The organism is Porticoccus sp. W117, from assembly GCF_030341905.1.
Classification (GTDB): Bacteria; Pseudomonadota; Gammaproteobacteria; order Pseudomonadales; family Porticoccaceae; genus SCSIO-12696.
In genome coordinates this window covers 45,479-62,837 of sequence record NZ_JATAAF010000001.1, presented here as the reverse complement: position 1 = coordinate 62,837, position 17,359 = coordinate 45,479, and the positions used below count along the sequence as shown (strand labels likewise).

Below are 17,359 nucleotides of genomic sequence, written 5' to 3'. Positions count from 1 at the left end.
TCGAGTCAATTTTTCATCCTGAGCGTAAGTGAAGGATATTGAGGGATACGAAGTAAGAGATTCTTCGCTGCGCTCAGAATGACAAAGTCTGCGAAACCCGAAACCCGAAACCCGAAACCCGAAACCCGAAACTGCTAAATTTCTGTTATCCCCACTTCCAACTCAACATCAACCGTCACAAAATGATTCACTGGCACCCGCTGCCAACGCGGGTCGTCATTTAGCCCTTCCGACGTAATAATCACCGAGCGGTGGTTGTTGTCTTGTGTTTCCATACTGCAATGGCCATCGTCGCAGCAATAACTGCCACCACTTTGCACATAGAGAGAGTTGGCTTCTTCCGGGGTGCCATCGGTATAGCGGCTGGCAACGGCGCGGCTGCCATCGGCCACCACCAAGTTGAGTGTGCTGGTGCCATAACTCTTTTGGTCACACAGTGATGCTACCTGTTCGATTGTGGCGGATAAGCCTTGCTGCATACGCTGTAGCGGTTCTTCGATATTGGCCAGTTTCCAGTAGTTATCCAGAAAAAGTGCAAACAAAAATTCCGAGTCGGTAGTGCCTTTGATAATTCCGTAAGCGCGATCCGAGAGCATGGCTAAACACTGGCGCCGCTTGTGGGTAAAGCAGCTCAGTTCGCCGTTGTGCATAAAACTTAAGTGGCCTTCTTCGAAAGGGTGACAGTTGGTATAGGTGACCGGTAATCCGGCGGTGGCTGCACGCACGTGGGCGAGGATGCAACGACTGCGGGTGACTCGCGCCAGGTGACGCAGATTGGCGTTGCTCCAGGCGGGGGATATGTCTTTAAAGAGTGCGGGTTCCGGGTCTGCATCGGCGTACCAGGCAATGCCAAAGCCATCGCCATTCAGCGGTTCGCTGCGTTCACGGCTTTTATAGCTTTGATGAATCAGGGAATGCTCTGGCTCTGTGACCAGGGCGCTGACAGGGATGGCCTGATTACCCAGATAAAGCGCAAAACGGCACATAAGGTTCTCCTTTTAACAATTCCTGGCTTTTTGACCACAGGCAGCTGCAAATATTTTGTACCTCTTTATGCTTAATTAATCCAGATCAATTACCGCAACCGCTCAGAGCAGTTTAATGGCGCCAGAATTTTTACTACCTTCTGGAGAGCATCTCATGAAAAATCGCAATGCCCTGTCATTGGCTATCAGTGCAGCCCTGTTGCTGGGGGCTACCACAGCTACTGCTCACGAAGCGGGTGACCTTATTGTTCGCGCCGGTGTGGCCTCTGTACAACCTGGTAGCGGCAGCGGCCCGTTAAACTTGAATAACAGTGCCATCGCCAACTCTTCTGCTTTTGCTGAAGACGACGAGTCTCTGGGTATTACAGCCACTTACATGCTCACCGATAACTGGGGCATTGAACTGCTGGCTGCCACGCCGTTCGAGCACGACATTACCGCCAATACCGGCGCCTTGGGCTTCGGCACCATCAATGCCGGTAGCACCAAACACTTGCCGCCCACCTTGAGCGTGCAGTATTTCCCCATGGACAACAGCAGTGTTGTGCAGCCCTATGTTGGTCTCGGCGTAAATTACACCTTGTTCTTCTCCGAGGAGGCCTCCAGCACGTTGCAAGGCGCTGTAGCTCCTGCCACTCTGGATATCGATGACTCCATTGGCCTGGCTGCAGAAGTTGGTGTGGATTACAGCATCGATGACAACTGGCTGGTAAATGCCAGTGTCTGGTACGCCGATATCGATGCAGACGCCACCTTTACCTTCAGCAATGGCGCCACCCTGAGCAAGAAAGTGGAAATCGATCCGGTGGTATTTATGTTGTCTGTGGGCTACAAGTTTTAAGAGTTATTGCTGGCCTTAAAAAAAGCGCCGACGGTTTTTACCGGTCGGCGCTTTTTTGTGGAAGGTTACTTTAAATCAGTTGTTCGACAATTCCCGCAGCCCATCCACATCCAGAATTTCAATTTCTTTTTTATCCACTGCCAGCAGTCCCTGTTTTTGAAAACGACTGAATACCCGGCTAACGGTTTCCACCGTTAATCCCAGGTAATTGCCAATATCCGCCCGTGACATAGGCAGACGAATCTGGGTGCTGGACAGCTTGCGGCGGGCGTTGCGGCTGGAAATGCTGAGGATTAGTGTGGCAATGCGCTCCTCGGCACTGTTTTTGCTGAGCTGGGTGATCAGCTGTTGGTCGCTGGTGATTTCTTTACTCATTAATTGGAAAAAGTGCCGCTGCAAAGAGGGGATTTCCACACTGAGTTCTTCCAGGCGGGAAAAGGGGATTTCACAGATGGCGGAAGTTTCCAAAGCGATGGCAGAATTCACATAGCGATTGTGGCCGATGCCATCGATGCCGAATATTTCCCCTGGCAGGTGAAAGCCGGTGACCTGTTCCTGACCATCGTCGTTGATGTAGTAGGACTTGATGCAACCGCTGCGCACCGCGTACACGGACTTGAACTCGACACCCGCATTGTAGACGTGATCTTCCTTGTGGAAGGGGCGACCTCGTTGCACGATATCGTCCAGGCGATCAATTTCCTCGTTTTGCAACGCCAGTGGCAGGCACAGAGCATTCATTCGGCAATCGCCACAGCTCACTTGGCTGTGAGGACATTTACGGTCTACAGCTGGGTTATTCATTGCGAATCCACAAAACTTGTCAGGCAGGAATTATAGGGCTTTCCCTGAGAGAAGCACAGATCAGTGGTGTACTTGTTGCAAGCCAGAGAGCAATTGCCGTAGTTCGATACGCCCGCTGGTAGTGAGTTGCCAGCACTTTTGGTTGGGCTCCAGCCAAAGGCGATCGCAGGCGTGGTTAATAAGGGCTGATATTTGTTTGCGGTTATGTTCTGGCAGCTGTGCCAGTTGTTGGTTGTTCAACTCTCCGTAGCACAACAGGGATTGCACGATGTTTTCTGTACCCGCTTGTTGTTCCGGCAGCTGGCCGTGCCAGTGGTGAGGGTATACGCCTTCGCCCAGGCGATTGCGATAGCAATCCAGCTTGCTGCAGTTGCGGTAGAACAGATCGCCAGTACTGCCTTCTGCTGCCAGACCCAAGGCCAGCCAGCGTTTGAGCTGGCTGGAGCTGTACCCCCAGGGTGCAAAGTGCAGTTGATGGTGCTGTTGCAGTTGCTGCAGTCGGCTACCAGGGGCTACCAATACCTGATTGCCCAGCACTTGATAGCCTCTCTGCTGAGCCCGCTTGAGCAGGTTGAGGTAAATTTTTCGGATATCAGGCGGGGTGCTCTCTGTGGATGTTTTGCCGATGCCGGCGATTTCAATGTGCTGGGGATTGTATAGCTGCAGACTCAGTAGCAGGCGGTTGAGGGCATCGGGGCATGCAAATTCCGCTACATTTACTTGGCAAATAAGGTCGCTGAAACCGGCGTTGTCCAACAGGGAGATGGTCTGATCTACCTGTTGCATCCAGCCGCCTTCATCCAGTGCCGGACTGTGACCAAAACGAATTTTAAGACGCCGAAAATGCAGCCCGTGAAGTAATGCCAAACCGTCGGCGCTGATGTACTTGTGGTCTATTTCAAAACCGTATATGGCATCTTTGGCGTTGTCGTGTAACTGGCTGCCCACCTGATAACAAAACCAGGTGAGGTCAGCGGGGATAATATTGTGCAGTTGGTCGCCCAACAGCCAAACCTGTTCTACGGCCTGATCTTTCAATTCTTTGTTGTAGAGAGCCAGTTCCTGGGGCAGCAGTTCCAGCTGCGACCGGTAATCACTGCCGCGGATGGCGAATGACAACCCAATTGTTCCCGACTGCGAATCGAAATTTATCGGATATGTGGGAGCACTTTCTGTGGGTGAACTTTCTATGCGTGAACTACAGCGCTCGGGGCTGTGGGGCAAGTTGGAGTTGACGGGTATCGCAGCCAGCGATGGGGCAGTCTCTTGAGGCATGGTGGTCAATCGGTGTGGACATCAGTGTGTTGACCATAGAGCCTATCCCGCAGCCGTCACATGATATGCGTCAACAGCGGCAGTTTCTCTGAGCTAGCTATCGAGCAATTCCTGAAAAAAGGCGGGAACCTGTTCACTGGCCGGGCCATAGTGCTGTTCATCGAACTGAGAGCCGGAAGCGCTGGGCTCCAGATTTAATTCCACCGTATGCGCGCCCGCCTGGCTTGCCACCTGAAAGAAGCCAGCGGCAGGGTAGACATTGCCGGAGGTGCCGATGGAAACAAACAGGTCGCAGCTTTCCAGTGCGCGGTAGATATCGTCCATCTGCAAGGGCATTTCACCAAACCACACCACATGAGGCCGCAGGCTGCCGTCAGTTTTGCAGTTGTCACAGGTGGATTCCGGGCTACTGTCTTGATGCCAGGGGTGGATAACATTGCAACTTTCGCAGCGCAGTTTCAGCAACTCGCCGTGCATATGAATCAGGCTCTGGCTGCCGCTGCGCTCGTGCAGGTCGTCGATATTCTGGGTAACCAGCAGGAAATCCCCTTGCCACTCCTTTTCAAAACTTGCCAGGGCTTTGTGGGCGGGATTGGGCTGTATCTCCGGGCCTAGCAATTGCTGGCGGCGCTGGTTGTAAAAGCGGTGTACCAGGTGGGGATTGCGGGCAAAACCCTCGGGAGAGGCAACATCCTCAATACGATGCTCCTCCCACAGGCCGTCGCTGGCGCGAAAAGTGCGAATGCCTGATTCGGCGGAGATGCCAGCCCCGGTTAAAACCACCACCGAGTGAAATTCATTCCTTTCACGGTTATTCATATGAGTGTTCCTTTGCTGGATAATACGCCCGTTCTTGTTGTCTTAGGCGCAGCCAAACAGAGAATAACAAATGCTCGATACCCGACCATTATTACTGGATACCGATTTCCCTTCACTGAACCGAGGCGCGCTGACTACCTTGCAGGTGAACCTCGGTTACCTGTGCAACCTCAGCTGCACCCATTGCCATGTGAACGCCGGCCCCAAACGCACGGAATTGATGGATCGCGACAACGTGGAGCTGGTGTTGCAGGTGTTGCAGCGGCATCGCTTGCAGGTGTTGGATCTTACCGGCGGTGCGCCGGAGATGAACCCCCACTTTCGTTACCTGGTGGAAGAGGCGGTCAAGCTGGGCGTGGAGGTGATCGATCGCTGCAATCTCACCATTTTGCAGGAGCCCGGATACGAAGACCTGGCGGAGTTTCTGGCCCGTCACAAAGTCACCGTGGTGGCGTCGCTGCCTTGCTATTCCGAACAAAACGTCAATGAACAGCGGGGCAAGGGCGTGTTTGGCGACAGCATCGATGCACTGATTAAACTCAATAGTCTGGGTTACGGCATCGATCCGCAGTTGCCTCTCAACCTGGTGTACAACCCCAATGGTGCCTTTTTGCCACCGCCGCAAATGCAGCTGGAAAATGACTACAAGCAACAGCTGCGGGAGCAGTACGGTATTGAATTCAATAGCTTGTTCACCATCACCAATATGCCCATCAGCCGCTTTGGCGGCATGCTGTTGGCCAAGGGCAAATATCACGACTACATGGAGTTGCTGAAGGGCAGTTACAGCGACAGCAACCTGGAAACCGTGATGTGCCATTCATTGATCAGCGTGGATTGGCAGGGAAATTTGTACGATTGTGACTTTAATCAGATGTTGGAATTGCCGTTGCGAGACACACAGCAGATAATTGGCAGTGACCGCCAGCGCCATCTGCGGCAATTGCTGGAAACGGATTTTCAGGGAAACCCCATTGTGATTGGTGAACATTGCTATGGTTGTACTGCGGGGCAGGGCAGCAGTTGTGGTGGGGCGTTGGAAGACTGACAAATCGTCATCCTGAGCGGCGCAGCCGCGTGAGGATCTCACAACTTTCAGACTCTGAGATCCTCACGTCGCTACGCTCCTCAGGATGACAGAGGCGAAAACAATAACAATGCACAAACTCTCAATTATTGTCCCGGCGCTCAATGAAGCCGAATTACTGGACTCTACTCTGCAACCCCTGCAGCCATTACGCGAGCAGGGGGTGGAAGTCATTCTGGTGGATGGCGGCAGCGCTGATGGCACGCCACAGCAGGCACAATCGCTGGTGGATATGGTGTGGCTCAGCGATCCCGGTAGGGCCCGTCAGATGAACGCCGGCGCCATGATTGCCTCTGGCGACTATCTGCTGTTTCTGCACGCCGATACCCAGCTGCCTAAAGACTTTGAGAAGTGCTGGCAACGTATTCAGCAATACCAGCCCCTGTGGGGTTTCTTCCCTGTGCGCCTTAGCGGCTCCCGCCAGGTGTTGAAACTGGTGTCTTTCTTTATGAATTTACGCTCCCGGCTCACCTCTATTGCCACCGGTGATCAGTGCATTTATGTGCAGCGGCAGCTGTTTGATGAGCTGGGGGGCTATGGGGATATTCCCCTGATGGAGGATGTCGAATTTACCAGCCGCTTGCGTCAGCGCAAACGGGCGCGCCTGGTTGCATCCCCGGTGACTACGTCCAGCCGTCGCTGGGAGCGGGATGGCGTCTGGCGCACCATCTGGCTGATGTGGCGCTTGCGTTGGCGCTATTTCTGCGGCGCCGACCCGCAACAACTGGTGAAACAGTATTATTGAATTGAAAGTCTTTGTCTTACTGTCATTGCGAGGAGCCGAAGGCGACACGGCAATCTCCTGGAATCGAAGTACCTTGCTGGAGATCGCCGCAGTCGCTTCGCTCCTTCGCGATGACGATCTAAAGTTATGACATCCATGTCAAAAGCTCAGTACCGCTACCCAGACTACCGGATTATTCAATACGCCAAAGCGCCACAGCGGGGCCAGGTGAAAACCCGCTTGCGCCCGGCGCTGGGTGATGACGGCTGCCTGCAGCTGCACCGCCGCCTGGTGGAGCACTGCTTTCGCCAACTGAGCGGCGCCCATACTGCCCCTTACAGCTTTTCCATCAGTGGCGATTCAAACGGTTATTTTGAACGCCTGGTTGCGGGCACAGATGTCACCATTCAACAGCAGCAGGGCGCCGACTTGGGGCAGCGCATGCAGCACAGCGCCAAACAGGCTTTGGCGGCTGCCGAAGCCGTAGTAATTGTTGGCAGCGACTGCCCGTTTATGGATGGTGATTACCTGCAGCAGGCGTGTAAGGCGCTGCAACAGGGACACGACTGTGTATTGGGCCCGGCTACTGACGGTGGCTATGTGCTGATTGGTTTGCAGCGGGTGGATCGCCAGCTGTTTGAAGGTATTGCCTGGGGCAGTGACCAGGTATTGGCGCAGACAAGACAGCGCCTCGACGACCTTGGCTGGCGCTATTGCGAACTGCCGGAGTTGGCGGATATCGATCGCCCGCAAGACCTGGTGCAATTGGATTCTATCTGGCCTGGATTCCGCCTCTAAAATTGACTTGATTCTGACATAATTTCGTACTAATTTTCGCTCCAAGAATCCTTGCATTAGCTGGTTTTTTTTACACACACGTGTGGTGAACGTCATAGAGGTGAAAGCCTTATGAGTACTCAAGAACTGGATGATACTGACTTTGAGGATATGGAAATGGACGACAGCGAAACCGAGTTGGAAAACAACCATAATAATTCATCGTCGCAGGATGCCCGTCGCCGCCTGGAAGCACGTTTGGAGGAAGAACGCCTCAAGCGTCAGCTCAGTGATTACGACTTTGATTTTGATGACTGACAGGTAGGGGGTGTTAACAACTAATTGTTAACACCCCCTTGTTCTTTTGCCTTGTTAGTTGACCGGCGTCACGGCTCACAGTGGGCCGTTTATCTGTATAATGCGCGCACCTGATTGCCGGTGTCGAACCCTTGACTTCAACCCCTCTGCTACAGCTTTCTGATATCTCCTTTGAGCGGGACGACCGCCTGCTGTTTTCTGCTGTAAATGCCAGTGTGGCAGCGGGGGATATTTTGCAGGTGAGTGGCGATAACGGTAGTGGTAAAACCACCTTGCTAAAGGTGATTATTGGCACTCTGGCGCCTCAGTCTGGCGACTGCCTGTGGCGCGGCACACCGGTGCATCAGTGCGCACTGGAATACGCCAGCGAGCTGCTCTATATCGGCCACCAGCCGGGCATTAAAAGTACCCTGACCCCGGAAGAAAATTTGTGTTGGTTGCAACGACTGTCTCTGGCTGAAAAAAGCAGTCATACAATTGCTGACGCCTTGGGAAAAGTGGGCCTGGTGGGCTACGAAGATGTGCCTTGTCACAGCTTGTCTGCCGGGCAGCAGAGGCGAGTGGCACTGGCCAGGCTATACCTGAGTACGGTGAAACTGTGGATACTGGACGAGCCTTTTACCGCCATTGACCGTCAGGGAGTGACGCAGCTGGAACAGTGCATGCAACAACACGTCAGTGAAGGTGGGGCGGTGATTTTGACTACCCATCAGCCATTGTCTATTGACGGTGTAAAAACCCTGCACTTGGGAGCCGGGCACTCCAAGGGGGAGCAATGAGCGGCGGCTTTACTACCATTCTGCGCCGGGATTTGTTGCTGGCCATGCGTCGCCGTGGTGAGCTGGCCAACCCACTGGTGTTTTTCCTCATTGTGCTGACCCTGGTGCCCCTGGCTGTGTCGCCATCGCCGGAACAGCTGGCAAAAATTGCCCCCGGTATTATCTGGATTATGGCGCTGTTGGCGACGCTGCTATCCATCGACGGGCTTTTTCAAAGCGACTATCGCGATGGCAGCCTGGAACAAATGATTATCAGCCCGCAACCGCTGTGGCTGATTGTGCTCGCTAAAGTGCTGGCCCACTGGCTGGTCACTGGCCTGCCGTTGACACTACTTTCACCTTTGCTGGGTATTATGTTGTCGCTGCCGGAAGCGGGCTATTGGCCCATGGTTATCAGCCTGCTGGTGGGTACTGCGGCACTGAGTTTGATCGGCGCCATTGGTGCGGCACTCACCGTTGCCTTGCGCCGTGGTGGTTTGCTGCTGTCGCTGGTAGTAACGCCCCTGTATATGCCGGTACTGGTGTTCGGCGCCGGTTCAGTGCAGCGAGCGGTTGATGGCTTTTCTCCGGACGGGCCGCTGTTGGTGGTGGGTGCCTTGATGGCGCTGTCACTGTTGCTGGCGCCTTTTGCCTGTTCCGGGGCACTGAAAATTAGTATGCATGGTTAACATTTACCGTCATCGCGAGCGCAGCGCGGCGATCCAGTGTCTCTGGCTAGGAGTAAGTCACTGGATTGCCGCGTCGCTTCGCTCCTCGCAATGACAAGAGTTAAGGTTGTTTATGGCAAATTGGACCTGGTTTCACCGTTTGGGATCGCCCAAGTGGTTTTATGAAAAAAGCGGCCGCTGGCTCAGGTGGTTGGTGCCGCTGACGGTGTTGGTGTTGATCACCGGCCTGGTATGGGGTTTGGCCATTGCGCCGCCGGATGCCAAGCAGGGCCACAGCGTGCGAATTTTTTACATCCATGTACCCTCTGCCATGTTGTCCCTGGCGGCGTTTTATTTGATGGCCAGTGCCGGGGCTGTTGGTTTGATCTGGCGCATGAAGCTGGCGTTTGTGGCCATGAAGTGCAGCGCGCCCATCGGCGCGGCGCTCACCGCACTGGCGCTGATTACCGGCTCTATCTGGGGCAAGCCTACCTGGGGTACATACTGGGAGTGGGACGCCAAACTGACCTCCATGTTGATTCTGTTTTTTCTGTATCTGGGGGTAATGGCGTTACAAGAGGCTTACAGCGACAAGCAGGCAGGTGCCAAGGCCAGCGCGGTTTTGGCGCTGGTGGGTACGGTAAATATTCCCATTATTTACAAGGCCGCTGACTGGTGGAATACCCTGCATCAACCCGCCACCTTCAAATTTACCGAAGAATCTTCCATCGACCCGTCTCTGGCCTGGCCATTCTGGATCATGATTGTGGGTTTTTACGGTTTTTTTGCCGTGGTTCTGTTTTTGCGCATGCGCAATGAAATACTCTACAGCGAGCGTCGCACCCAGTGGGTTCGGGCTTTGGTAAAAGGGGAATAGGGCGTGTTTTATTTTGAGAGTGTCGCCGATTTTATCGCCATGTGTTACGTCAAAAAAGACGGTACCGAGATGTGTCATGGCGCCTATGTGTGGTCTGCTTATGGCATAGCACTGGTGGTTTTAATCACGGCGGCCTTGGCGCCCCTGCAGCGCAATAGAGGCGTGCGTAAAGCTATTTTGCGGCAGATGCGTCGTGAGGCTGCCGCTCAAAGCCAAACCCAAACTCCAGAAAAGTCACAAGCAGAGGATTTTTGATGCATCCGGTTCGTCGTCAACGCCTGTTTCTGGTGCTGTTTATCGTGATTGCCGCCTCCATCGTTGTGGGGCTGGGGGTAACGGCGCTGGGCACCAATATGAATCTGTTTTACACCCCCACACAAATCGCCAATGGCGAAGTGCCGGAAGGCGCCCGCATTCGCGCGGGTGGCATGGTGGTAAAGGGCAGCCTTGAGGAAGCGAGTGATTCGCTGTTTGCCCGCTTTCAGGTAACCGATGGCCCCCATCAACTGGAAGTGCACTACACCGGTATTCGCCCGGATTTGTTTGCCGAGGGAGAAGCTGCGCTGGCTGTGGGTGTAATTGATGCCAACGGGGTGTTGCAGGCGGACGAGGTGCTGGCCAAGCACGATGAGAAATACACGCCGCCGGAAATTGAGCATGCCATGGAGGAGGGCCATCGCTGGCAACAGGAACAGCAGCAAAAATCCCAAAGTTTAAATTCAGACGCATACAACGATACTTCCGGACAGGAGCAGTAGTCTGTGGCAACTCTGTCGATGATTCCCGAGCTGGGGCAGTTTTCCATGATACTGGCACTGTGCCTGGCACTGGTGCTGGCGGTAATTCCCATGTGGGGGGCAGCCAATGGCAATCAGCGCTGGATGGGCATGGCGCGCTCACTGGCAGCGGGGCAGTTTGTGTTGGTGGCGCTGGCGTTTTACTGCCTGGTGAAGTCGTTTCTCGACAGTGATTTTTCCGTGGCCTATGTGGCTGCCAACTCCAATACCCAGTTGCCTGACCACTACAAGGTGACCGCTGTATGGGGCGCTCACGAGGGCTCGTTCCTGTTGTGGGAACTGGTGCAGGCGGGTTGGACGCTGGCCGTGGCATTGCTCAGCCGTAATTTACCGCAAGCGCTTTCTGCCCGTGTATTGGCAGTAATGGGCGCCATCAGCGCTTGTTTTTTGCTGTACCTGATCATTGCTTCCAACCCCTTTGAGCGCATACTGCCGGCCTTTCCTGCGGAAGGCCGCGATCTGAACCCTCTGCTGCAAGACTTCGGCATGATCGTCCACCCCCCGGTGCTTTATATGGGTTATGTGGGTTTCTCTGTGGCCTTTGCCTTTGCCATGGCGGCGTTGATTGGTGGCCGCTTGGATACCGCCTGGACTCGCTGGGTGCGCCCCTGGACCAGTACCGCCTGGGCGTTTCTCACCATGGGTATTGCCCTGGGCAGCTGGTGGGCTTACTACGAACTGGGCTGGGGCGGCTGGTGGTTCTGGGACCCAGTTGAAAACGCTTCCTTTATGCCCTGGCTGGCGGGGGCGGGTTTGGTGCATAGCCTGGCGGTGGCGGAAAAGCGCGGCATGTTCCGTACCTGGACGTTGCTGTTGGCAATTCTGACATTCTCCCTCAGCCTGTTGGGTACCTTCCTGGTGCGCTCCGGCATCATTAATTCTGTACACGCCTTTGCGGTGGACAGTGCCCGCGGCGTGTTTATTCTCTCTATTCTCGGCGTGGTGATCGGAGGCTCGTTGCTGCTATTTGCATTGCGCAGTGGTGTGGTGCGCAAAGTGTCGCAGTTTGAGCCGCTGTCACGAGAAACCTTCCTGTTGCTCAACAATATTTTGTTGATGTTGGGGCTGGGCGTGGTGTTTGTGGGTACGCTTTATCCGCTCTACTACGAGTGGGTGGAAGGGGGGCGTCTGTCTATTGGCCCGCCCTGGTTTAACCTGCTGTTTAACCCGGTATTTGCGTTGTTAGTGGTATTGATCCCAGTGGGCGCGCTGCTCAATTGGAAGCGCCACCGAGTGGCCAACCTGCTGGCCGCCATTCGCTGGCCGATCCTGTTGGCGTTGCTGGCCGGTGCTTTGCTGCCACTGCTGTTGCCTCACTATTCATTGATTGCGGCCGGGGCTATTGCCATCGGCGCCTGGGTGTTTGCAGTGACCTGGCAAGACCTGTGGCGCAAGAGTCAGCACAAAACCTCACTCTGGCAGGGTATGCGGCGCCTGAAAGGCAGCTACTACGGCATGGTATTGGCTCATGTGGGAATTGTGGTGGCCTTGCTGGGCGTGGCATTGACGTCAGTTTATGAAGAGCGCAAAGACGTGAAAATGGCCCCCGGTGAAACCGTAACGCTGGCGGGTTACGAATTTCGTTTTGATCGAATTGAACAGTATCGGGGGCCAAACTACGAAGCCTACCGAGCGCATTTTTTCGCCAGCCAAGGTGGTGGCAAGGCGGTGTCGGTAGCGCCGGAAAAACGCTATTACCCGGTGCGTGAGCAACCCATGACGGAAGCAGGCATCGACGCTGGTTTCTGGCGCGACCTGATGGTTACTCTGTCCCGGCCAATGGAAGGGCAAGCCTGGGCGGTGAGTGTGCAGGTGAAGCCCTTTGTGCGCTGGATTTGGTTGGGGGCCATTCTGGTTGCCCTGGGTTCTTTGCTGGCAGCGCTGGACAAACGTTACCGACGCTACGTGGAAAAGCGTCAGACAGCCGATGGGGCCGCATTAAATGCAAGTTAAGCGCTTTATTCCGTTATTAGCATTTGCGGTGTTTGCCTTGCTGCTGTGGTGGGGTTTGAATTCCAACCGGGATATTCATGCCATTAATTCCCCATTGATCGATAAACCCGTTCCTCAATTTCAGTTACCACTGTTGTTCAATCCGCAACAATCGGCAGATAAAAGTGAGTTGACGGGTGAGGTGACGCTGCTCAACTTCTGGGGCAGCTGGTGCTATGTGTGCATTCAAGAGCACCCGTTTTTGACGGAGTTGGCCAGCCAGGGAGTCAATCTGGTGGGCGTCAATTACCGGGATCAACGGGCCGACGCTCTGGAGTGGCTTGGGGAGCACGGCAACCCCTTCAGCCAAGTGTGGGCAGACAGCGATGGCCGTTTTGCCATTGATATGGGCGTCTACGCTGCCCCGGAAACCTATCTGGTGGATAAGCAGGGAGTCATTCGCTACAAGCGCATAGGGCTGATTAACCAGCTGGTGTGGCAGCAGGAAATGGAACCCCTGTATCGCCAACTCATGGCTGAGTGAAACTATTTAAGGAGTTTTCTGGGGTTTTGTGTAAACGTTTTTTGCTAAAACGAGTCCAAAGCGTATAAGAATGTAAAACTGGCTGAATGGAATCAGGGGTTTTGCTAGCTTTGCAAACCGGTGTTGGGGGCACCGCTCGTTTCACTCGATTTAGGGTAATTAGCATGAAACCAACGCACCTGGCACTTTCTGCCACTCTTTTGTTGTCTACTTTTTCATTTGCCGCGACCGCCGATCAACAACTCAATCCCCGACAATTGCAACAGTCCATCGACAAGGTGGTGGCCAAGGTGTCACCTGCCACGGTGGAAGTGCGCACATTGGGTCGAGGTGGCAACGGCACTTTCAGTGCTGTGATTGTCAGCCCCGAGGGCTATGTGATGAGCGCTGGCCACGCGGTGCGCCCAAACGCTCGCTATGAGATTTTGCTGGCAGACGGTCGCAGTTTTACCGCTACCGGTCTGGGTACCGAGCCTCACGTGGACATGGGGGTTATCAAGATTGATAAACCTGGTGACCTGCCGGTGGCGGAGCTGGGTTGGTCGTCTGCCCTGGAACGCAATCAACCCTGCATCAGCCTGGGCTTTCCCGGTGAGCACAGCGAACAACGCGGTGTAGTGGTGCGCTTTGGTTATATCGCCGACCCGGTCACTGACGACGGTTATATCCAATCCACCTGCCTGATGGAGCCCGGCGATTCCGGTGGCCCACTGTACGATATGGAAGGGCGCCTGATCGGCATTCACAGCAATATCAGCCAATCCCTGGATCGCAACCACGAAGTACCTGTGGATCAGTTTCGCCGCTACTGGGACTATCTGATTCGCGCCGAGGAATTTCACGATCACAATGTGTCAGTGGGGCCAGACTTTGGCTTTGAACTGGCCGAGGGCAATGAACACCGGCGCAGAAGCTCCCGTACTGACTACGCCAAAGTTGCCGCAGTGACTCCTGACAGTCTGGCCCAGAAATCCGGTTTGCAAGCCGGTGACCGTTTGCTGGCTGTAGATGGAGAAGAAGCAAGACAGCGCCGGGAGGCGCACCTGCTGCTGCAACGGGCATACACTCTGAAGAAAGATCAGGTGTCCCTGCGTGTCAAAAGGGATGGCAGTGAAGTGGAATTGACCTTCAAGCTGCCGGAAAACAAACGCTCTTACCACGCCTGGAGCGGCACTCTTGCGGTTAATGAGCAGGCGCCCACCGTCAAGCCAGTTGCTCCACAGACGCAACTGGTGGATCTGGAGCAACAATTTTCCGGGCAGGAACAGCGTTTGCAATCGGCCTCTCTTCAGGTGGTCAGCGAAAAAAATGGCGAACAAGTGGAGGCACTGGCAACCCTGTTTCGGCCAGGCAACTTGTTGGTAAGCAAAAGCTCCAGAGTGGGTGACTCCATCAGTGTCACACAAGGTGGTGAAAGCTACGATGCGACCGTGGTGGCTCGCGACAGTGAGCGTGACCTGGTGTTGCTGAAACTGGCCACTCGTCTCAAGGGTGGTTTGAAACTGTCCGCCAGAGGCAGCGACAAAATTGATCGCGGCCAATTGCTGTTGTCACCCCACCCCAAAGGCGATGGCTTGGTGAGCGTTAAAAGCACCGAACAGTTCGCTATCGATAAACGCCACAGCGCCGGTTATCTGGGGGTGTCTCCCAGTACAGTGAATGGCAAAGTGCGTTTTGACCGGGTGTTTGACGACACACCGGCAGCAAAGCAATTTCGAGATGGTGATTTCTTGCTGGAAGTGGACGGTAAGCAGATTGCCAGTGCGCAACAACTGATTGAAACCCTGCGCGGTTATGAGCCTGGTGACAGTGTCAGCCTTGTAGCTCTGCGCAATGATGAACCGTTGTCGGTAGAGTTGGTTCTGGGTAATCGCCCGCAGCAGCAAGGGCGCCATGTGGCGGAGTATTTTGACGGTGGCAAGAGCATCCGTCGGGATGGTTTTGAAAATGTTTTCTCCCACGACGCGCCACTGCACCCGGACGACTGCGGCGGCCCGCTGTTCTCTGTAGACGGCATTTTTGCCGGGGTTAATATTGCCCGCTACAGCCGCACCCGCAGCTACGCCATACCGGCGGCAGATATTGTCGAGTTTGTAAAAGACAATCGGTAGAATCATTGCCTGAAAAATAAACCTTTGATGGTAATGCTTTGAGTCACAACGTTATCCGTTCTGAACCTTTTACCCGCCTTCGGGCGGGTTACACGCTGTGCGAATTGGATGAACTCAACAACCCCGGTAGCAAAGAATTTCTGTTTGAGGGTAAGGAAGGGGAGGTGGTATCCATTTTTGCGGTGCGCCAGGGAGAGCTGGTGCGTGCCTATGTGAACCGCTGCCCCCACGCCGGTGCCCGCCTCAATGGTGCGCCGGACGATTTTCTTAGCAATGACGGCTCATTAATTTTATGCAGTCATCACGGCGCAGTGTTTAACTTGGACAGTGGCGTTTGTACGGCGGGCCCCTGTGTGAACTACGGGCTGCAGCAGGTGCCTGTGATCGTGGAAAATGGCGCGATTGTGACTGCGGACAGCTCGGTGCTCAACGATGTATAAACTGGCGTTCTTTGTGCCTGAATCCCATTTGGAAACGGTAAAACAGGCGGTTTTTGCCGCCGGCGCCGGGCGCATTGGTGATTACGACAGCTGCTGCTGGCAGGTGTTGGGGCAGGGACAGTTCCGCCCACTCGACGGCAGCGCGCCGTTTATTGGTCAACAGGGTAAGGTGGAGGTTGTCGAGGAATATCGAGTCGAAATGGTCTGTGATGACGAGCGGATTGGGGATGCGGTAAAGGCGTTGGTAGCGGCGCATCCTTATGAAGAACCGGCTTATGATGTTTGGGAATTGGCGACGGGCTTCTAGCCGCGGGCTGCGAGCAGATTGAGCGTAATTGTCATTCTGAGCGCAGCGAAGAGTCTCTTTGTTTATTTGTAGTATGAGATCCTTCGCTGCGCTCAGGATGACGGAGTTTTTACACTGGCTGCCGCAACCCAAAAACAAAAAAAGGCGCCAACCGTTTCCGGTGACGCCTTTTTTGTTTGCGGTTTGGGTTAATCCACCAACCCAAATTCATCCCGCAGAATAGCAACAATATCTGCTTTCGGGTTTTCCGACAGTTCAATAGCCTGTCCGGTAATTTTCTCGGCAATATCTGTGTAGGTTTTGGAAACCTGCATTAATACGGCTTCCGGAAGTACATTGTCCCGTGCCAGAGCAGTGCGCTCTTCCATGCGATCTTTATTGATCAGAATATCCGGGTCGGGAAAGTGGTTGAGCAGCAGCTGGCGGAATTCTTCCTTGGATTTTTCCACTACTTTGCCGTTGCGGTATTCGCCGCCATCCCAGATGCGGGAGGAATCTGGCGTACCCACTTCATCCATGTAGATCAGCTTTTCGTTGCCGCCTTTGTCGGTGACGTAGCCGAACTCAAATTTGGTATCCACGAAAATCTGATCCAGCTTGGTCAGCTCGTTGCTGATGACATCAAAGCCCTCTTTCAGGAGCTTTTCATACAGGTCGATGTCCGCCGGGCTTTGGAATTTAAACGCCTCGTGGTTGTTGTCGATATCGCTACGGGTGATATTGACGTCGTCCTGGGCCGGTACGCCAGGAATGCCTTCCAAAATGCCTTTGGTGGACGGGGTAATCAGCAGCTCCGGCAGTTTGCTGTCCTTCTCCAGATTATCGGCGATTTCAATACCACAGAATTCTCTTTCACCTTTCGCGTAAGAACGCCACATGGAGCCAGTGATGTATTGGCGGGCGATGGCTTCGATCATCACCGGGCGCGCCTTTTGCACAATCCATACCAGCGGATGGGGAATTTCCAGAATATGGCTGTCTGCCAGGCCCTGCTCGCGAAACAGTTTGAACCAGTGGTTGGAGATGGCGTTTAGTGCGGCACCTTTACCGGGGACACCGTCCATACCACCTTCGCCACGCCAGATGCATTCAAAGGCGGAGATGCGGTCACTGATGACCATAATGGCCAGCGGTGCATCGGCGGCCACATCGTAGCCACGCTCTGCAATCAGGCGACGGCTGTCGGCTTCGGTGAGCCAGTAAACAGAGCGAACCTTGCCGCTGTGAACCGGCTGGTCGGTGCGAATGGGCAGGTCGTTGTTCACGGCCAGAACTTTATTGGCGAGACTCATAA

At 54.4% G+C, this 17,359-nt stretch carries 20 protein-coding genes; 15 read left to right on the top strand and 5 right to left on the bottom strand.

From position 1 onward, the window contains the following. Nucleotides 1-134: 134 nt before the first annotated feature. Nucleotides 135-986: a class II glutamine amidotransferase gene (locus tag QSV34_RS00350; protein WP_289150989.1), complete on the bottom strand. Its 852-nt coding sequence runs from the start codon at nucleotides 984-986 to the stop codon at nucleotides 135-137. 154 nt (nucleotides 987-1,140) lie between these two features. Between QSV34_RS00350 and QSV34_RS00345 the strand changes: the two genes are divergently transcribed. Next, nucleotides 1,141-1,827 carry an OmpW/AlkL family protein gene (locus QSV34_RS00345; protein WP_289150988.1) on the top strand — a complete coding sequence of 229 codons (687 nt, stop codon included), beginning with the start codon at nucleotides 1,141-1,143 and terminating at the stop codon, nucleotides 1,825-1,827. A gap of 75 nt (nucleotides 1,828-1,902) precedes the next feature. Here the strand turns inward: QSV34_RS00345 and fnr are convergent, their stop codons facing one another. The 3 genes from fnr to cobB form a co-directional block, all read right to left on the bottom strand. Further along, nucleotides 1,903-2,631, bottom strand: a complete 729-nt coding sequence (gene fnr, locus QSV34_RS00340; protein WP_289150986.1) for a fumarate/nitrate reduction transcriptional regulator Fnr — start codon at nucleotides 2,629-2,631, stop codon at nucleotides 1,903-1,905. 60 nt (nucleotides 2,632-2,691) lie between these two features. After that, nucleotides 2,692-3,750, bottom strand: coding sequence for a hypothetical protein (locus QSV34_RS00335; protein ID WP_289150984.1), 1,059 nt, complete (start codon nucleotides 3,748-3,750; stop codon nucleotides 2,692-2,694). Between the two features lie 249 nt (nucleotides 3,751-3,999). Next, nucleotides 4,000-4,725: a Sir2 family NAD+-dependent deacetylase gene (cobB, locus tag QSV34_RS00330; protein WP_289150982.1), complete on the bottom strand. Its 726-nt coding sequence runs from the start codon at nucleotides 4,723-4,725 to the stop codon at nucleotides 4,000-4,002. A gap of 70 nt (nucleotides 4,726-4,795) precedes the next feature. Here cobB and arsS point away from each other — a divergent pair, with 70 nt between their 5' ends. The 14 genes from arsS (at nucleotide 4,796) to QSV34_RS00260 (ending at nucleotide 16,065) form a co-directional block, all read left to right on the top strand. Beyond that, nucleotides 4,796-5,773: an arsenosugar biosynthesis radical SAM (seleno)protein ArsS gene (gene arsS / locus QSV34_RS00325; protein WP_289150981.1), complete on the top strand. Its 978-nt coding sequence runs from the start codon at nucleotides 4,796-4,798 to the stop codon at nucleotides 5,771-5,773. Between the two features lie 109 nt (nucleotides 5,774-5,882). Continuing rightward, nucleotides 5,883-6,557 carry a TIGR04283 family arsenosugar biosynthesis glycosyltransferase gene (locus QSV34_RS00320; RefSeq protein ID WP_289150979.1) on the top strand — a complete coding sequence of 225 codons (675 nt, stop codon included), beginning with the start codon at nucleotides 5,883-5,885 and terminating at the stop codon, nucleotides 6,555-6,557. A gap of 135 nt (nucleotides 6,558-6,692) precedes the next feature. Next, nucleotides 6,693-7,334 (top strand): TIGR04282 family arsenosugar biosynthesis glycosyltransferase, encoded by a 642-nt coding sequence (locus QSV34_RS00315; RefSeq protein WP_289150978.1) that lies wholly within the window; start codon nucleotides 6,693-6,695, stop codon nucleotides 7,332-7,334. A gap of 111 nt (nucleotides 7,335-7,445) precedes the next feature. Next, nucleotides 7,446-7,631, top strand: a complete 186-nt coding sequence (locus tag QSV34_RS00310; RefSeq protein ID WP_289150976.1) for a PA3496 family putative envelope integrity protein — start codon at nucleotides 7,446-7,448, stop codon at nucleotides 7,629-7,631. A 131-nt stretch (nucleotides 7,632-7,762) separates the two neighbouring features. Beyond that, nucleotides 7,763-8,410, top strand: coding sequence for a cytochrome c biogenesis heme-transporting ATPase CcmA (ccmA, locus tag QSV34_RS00305; RefSeq protein ID WP_289150974.1), 648 nt, complete (start codon nucleotides 7,763-7,765; stop codon nucleotides 8,408-8,410). After that, nucleotides 8,407-9,078: a heme exporter protein CcmB gene (ccmB, locus tag QSV34_RS00300; RefSeq protein ID WP_289150972.1), complete on the top strand. Its 672-nt coding sequence runs from the start codon at nucleotides 8,407-8,409 to the stop codon at nucleotides 9,076-9,078. The genes ccmA and ccmB overlap by 4 nt, the downstream gene beginning before the upstream one ends. Before the next feature lie 112 nt (nucleotides 9,079-9,190). Then, nucleotides 9,191-9,934 carry a heme ABC transporter permease gene (locus QSV34_RS00295; protein WP_289150970.1) on the top strand — a complete coding sequence of 248 codons (744 nt, stop codon included), beginning with the start codon at nucleotides 9,191-9,193 and terminating at the stop codon, nucleotides 9,932-9,934. A gap of 3 nt (nucleotides 9,935-9,937) precedes the next feature. Further along, nucleotides 9,938-10,189, top strand: a complete 252-nt coding sequence (gene ccmD, locus QSV34_RS00290; protein WP_289150968.1) for a heme exporter protein CcmD — start codon at nucleotides 9,938-9,940, stop codon at nucleotides 10,187-10,189. Then, nucleotides 10,189-10,692 carry a cytochrome c maturation protein CcmE gene (gene ccmE, locus QSV34_RS00285; protein ID WP_289150966.1) on the top strand — a complete coding sequence of 168 codons (504 nt, stop codon included), beginning with the start codon at nucleotides 10,189-10,191 and terminating at the stop codon, nucleotides 10,690-10,692. Before ccmD ends, ccmE begins: the two co-directional genes overlap by 1 nt. 18 nt (nucleotides 10,693-10,710) lie before the next feature. Continuing rightward, a complete protein-coding gene (locus QSV34_RS00280) occupies nucleotides 10,711-12,684 on the top strand; it encodes a heme lyase CcmF/NrfE family subunit (RefSeq protein ID WP_289151453.1) in 1,974 nt (657 codons plus the stop codon). Then, complete coding sequence (locus tag QSV34_RS00275) at nucleotides 12,674-13,207, top strand: DsbE family thiol:disulfide interchange protein (protein ID WP_289150964.1); 534 nt, start codon at nucleotides 12,674-12,676, stop codon at nucleotides 13,205-13,207. Before QSV34_RS00280 ends, QSV34_RS00275 begins: the two co-directional genes overlap by 11 nt. 164 nt (nucleotides 13,208-13,371) lie before the next feature. Further along, entirely contained in the window at nucleotides 13,372-15,318 is a 1,947-nt protein-coding gene (locus QSV34_RS00270; RefSeq protein ID WP_289150963.1) for a trypsin-like peptidase domain-containing protein, read from the top strand. Between the two features lie 38 nt (nucleotides 15,319-15,356). Then, nucleotides 15,357-15,758: a Rieske (2Fe-2S) protein gene (locus QSV34_RS00265; protein WP_289150961.1), complete on the top strand. Its 402-nt coding sequence runs from the start codon at nucleotides 15,357-15,359 to the stop codon at nucleotides 15,756-15,758. Then, nucleotides 15,751-16,065: a YqfO family protein gene (locus tag QSV34_RS00260; RefSeq protein ID WP_289150960.1), complete on the top strand. Its 315-nt coding sequence runs from the start codon at nucleotides 15,751-15,753 to the stop codon at nucleotides 16,063-16,065. Before QSV34_RS00265 ends, QSV34_RS00260 begins: the two co-directional genes overlap by 8 nt. Before the next feature lie 188 nt (nucleotides 16,066-16,253). Here QSV34_RS00260 and QSV34_RS00255 read toward each other — a convergent pair whose 3' ends face one another. Further along, nucleotides 16,254-17,357, bottom strand: coding sequence for a phosphoribosylaminoimidazolesuccinocarboxamide synthase (locus QSV34_RS00255; protein WP_289150959.1), 1,104 nt, complete (start codon nucleotides 17,355-17,357; stop codon nucleotides 16,254-16,256). Nucleotides 17,358-17,359 lie beyond the last annotated feature (2 nt).

Coding starts and splice junctions, on each gene's coding strand:
- ccmE (WP_289150966.1), top strand. CDS start 10,189: ATGCATCCGGTTCGTCGTCAACGCCTGTTTCTGGTGCTGTTTATCGTG.
- QSV34_RS00310 (WP_289150976.1), top strand. CDS start 7,446: ATGAGTACTCAAGAACTGGATGATACTGACTTTGAGGATATGGAAATG.
- arsS (WP_289150981.1), top strand. CDS start 4,796: ATGCTCGATACCCGACCATTATTACTGGATACCGATTTCCCTTCACTG.
- QSV34_RS00255 (WP_289150959.1), bottom strand. CDS start 17,357: ATGAGTCTCGCCAATAAAGTTCTGGCCGTGAACAACGACCTGCCCATT.
- cobB (WP_289150982.1), bottom strand. CDS start 4,725: ATGAATAACCGTGAAAGGAATGAATTTCACTCGGTGGTGGTTTTAACC.
- QSV34_RS00320 (WP_289150979.1), top strand. CDS start 5,883: ATGCACAAACTCTCAATTATTGTCCCGGCGCTCAATGAAGCCGAATTA.
- fnr (WP_289150986.1), bottom strand. CDS start 2,631: ATGAATAACCCAGCTGTAGACCGTAAATGTCCTCACAGCCAAGTGAGC.
- QSV34_RS00315 (WP_289150978.1), top strand. CDS start 6,693: ATGTCAAAAGCTCAGTACCGCTACCCAGACTACCGGATTATTCAATAC.
- QSV34_RS00345 (WP_289150988.1), top strand. CDS start 1,141: ATGAAAAATCGCAATGCCCTGTCATTGGCTATCAGTGCAGCCCTGTTG.
- QSV34_RS00275 (WP_289150964.1), top strand. CDS start 12,674: ATGCAAGTTAAGCGCTTTATTCCGTTATTAGCATTTGCGGTGTTTGCC.
- QSV34_RS00295 (WP_289150970.1), top strand. CDS start 9,191: ATGGCAAATTGGACCTGGTTTCACCGTTTGGGATCGCCCAAGTGGTTT.
- ccmB (WP_289150972.1), top strand. CDS start 8,407: ATGAGCGGCGGCTTTACTACCATTCTGCGCCGGGATTTGTTGCTGGCC.
- QSV34_RS00280 (WP_289151453.1), top strand. CDS start 10,711: ATGATTCCCGAGCTGGGGCAGTTTTCCATGATACTGGCACTGTGCCTG.
- QSV34_RS00350 (WP_289150989.1), bottom strand. CDS start 986: ATGTGCCGTTTTGCGCTTTATCTGGGTAATCAGGCCATCCCTGTCAGC.
- QSV34_RS00270 (WP_289150963.1), top strand. CDS start 13,372: ATGAAACCAACGCACCTGGCACTTTCTGCCACTCTTTTGTTGTCTACT.
- QSV34_RS00260 (WP_289150960.1), top strand. CDS start 15,751: ATGTATAAACTGGCGTTCTTTGTGCCTGAATCCCATTTGGAAACGGTA.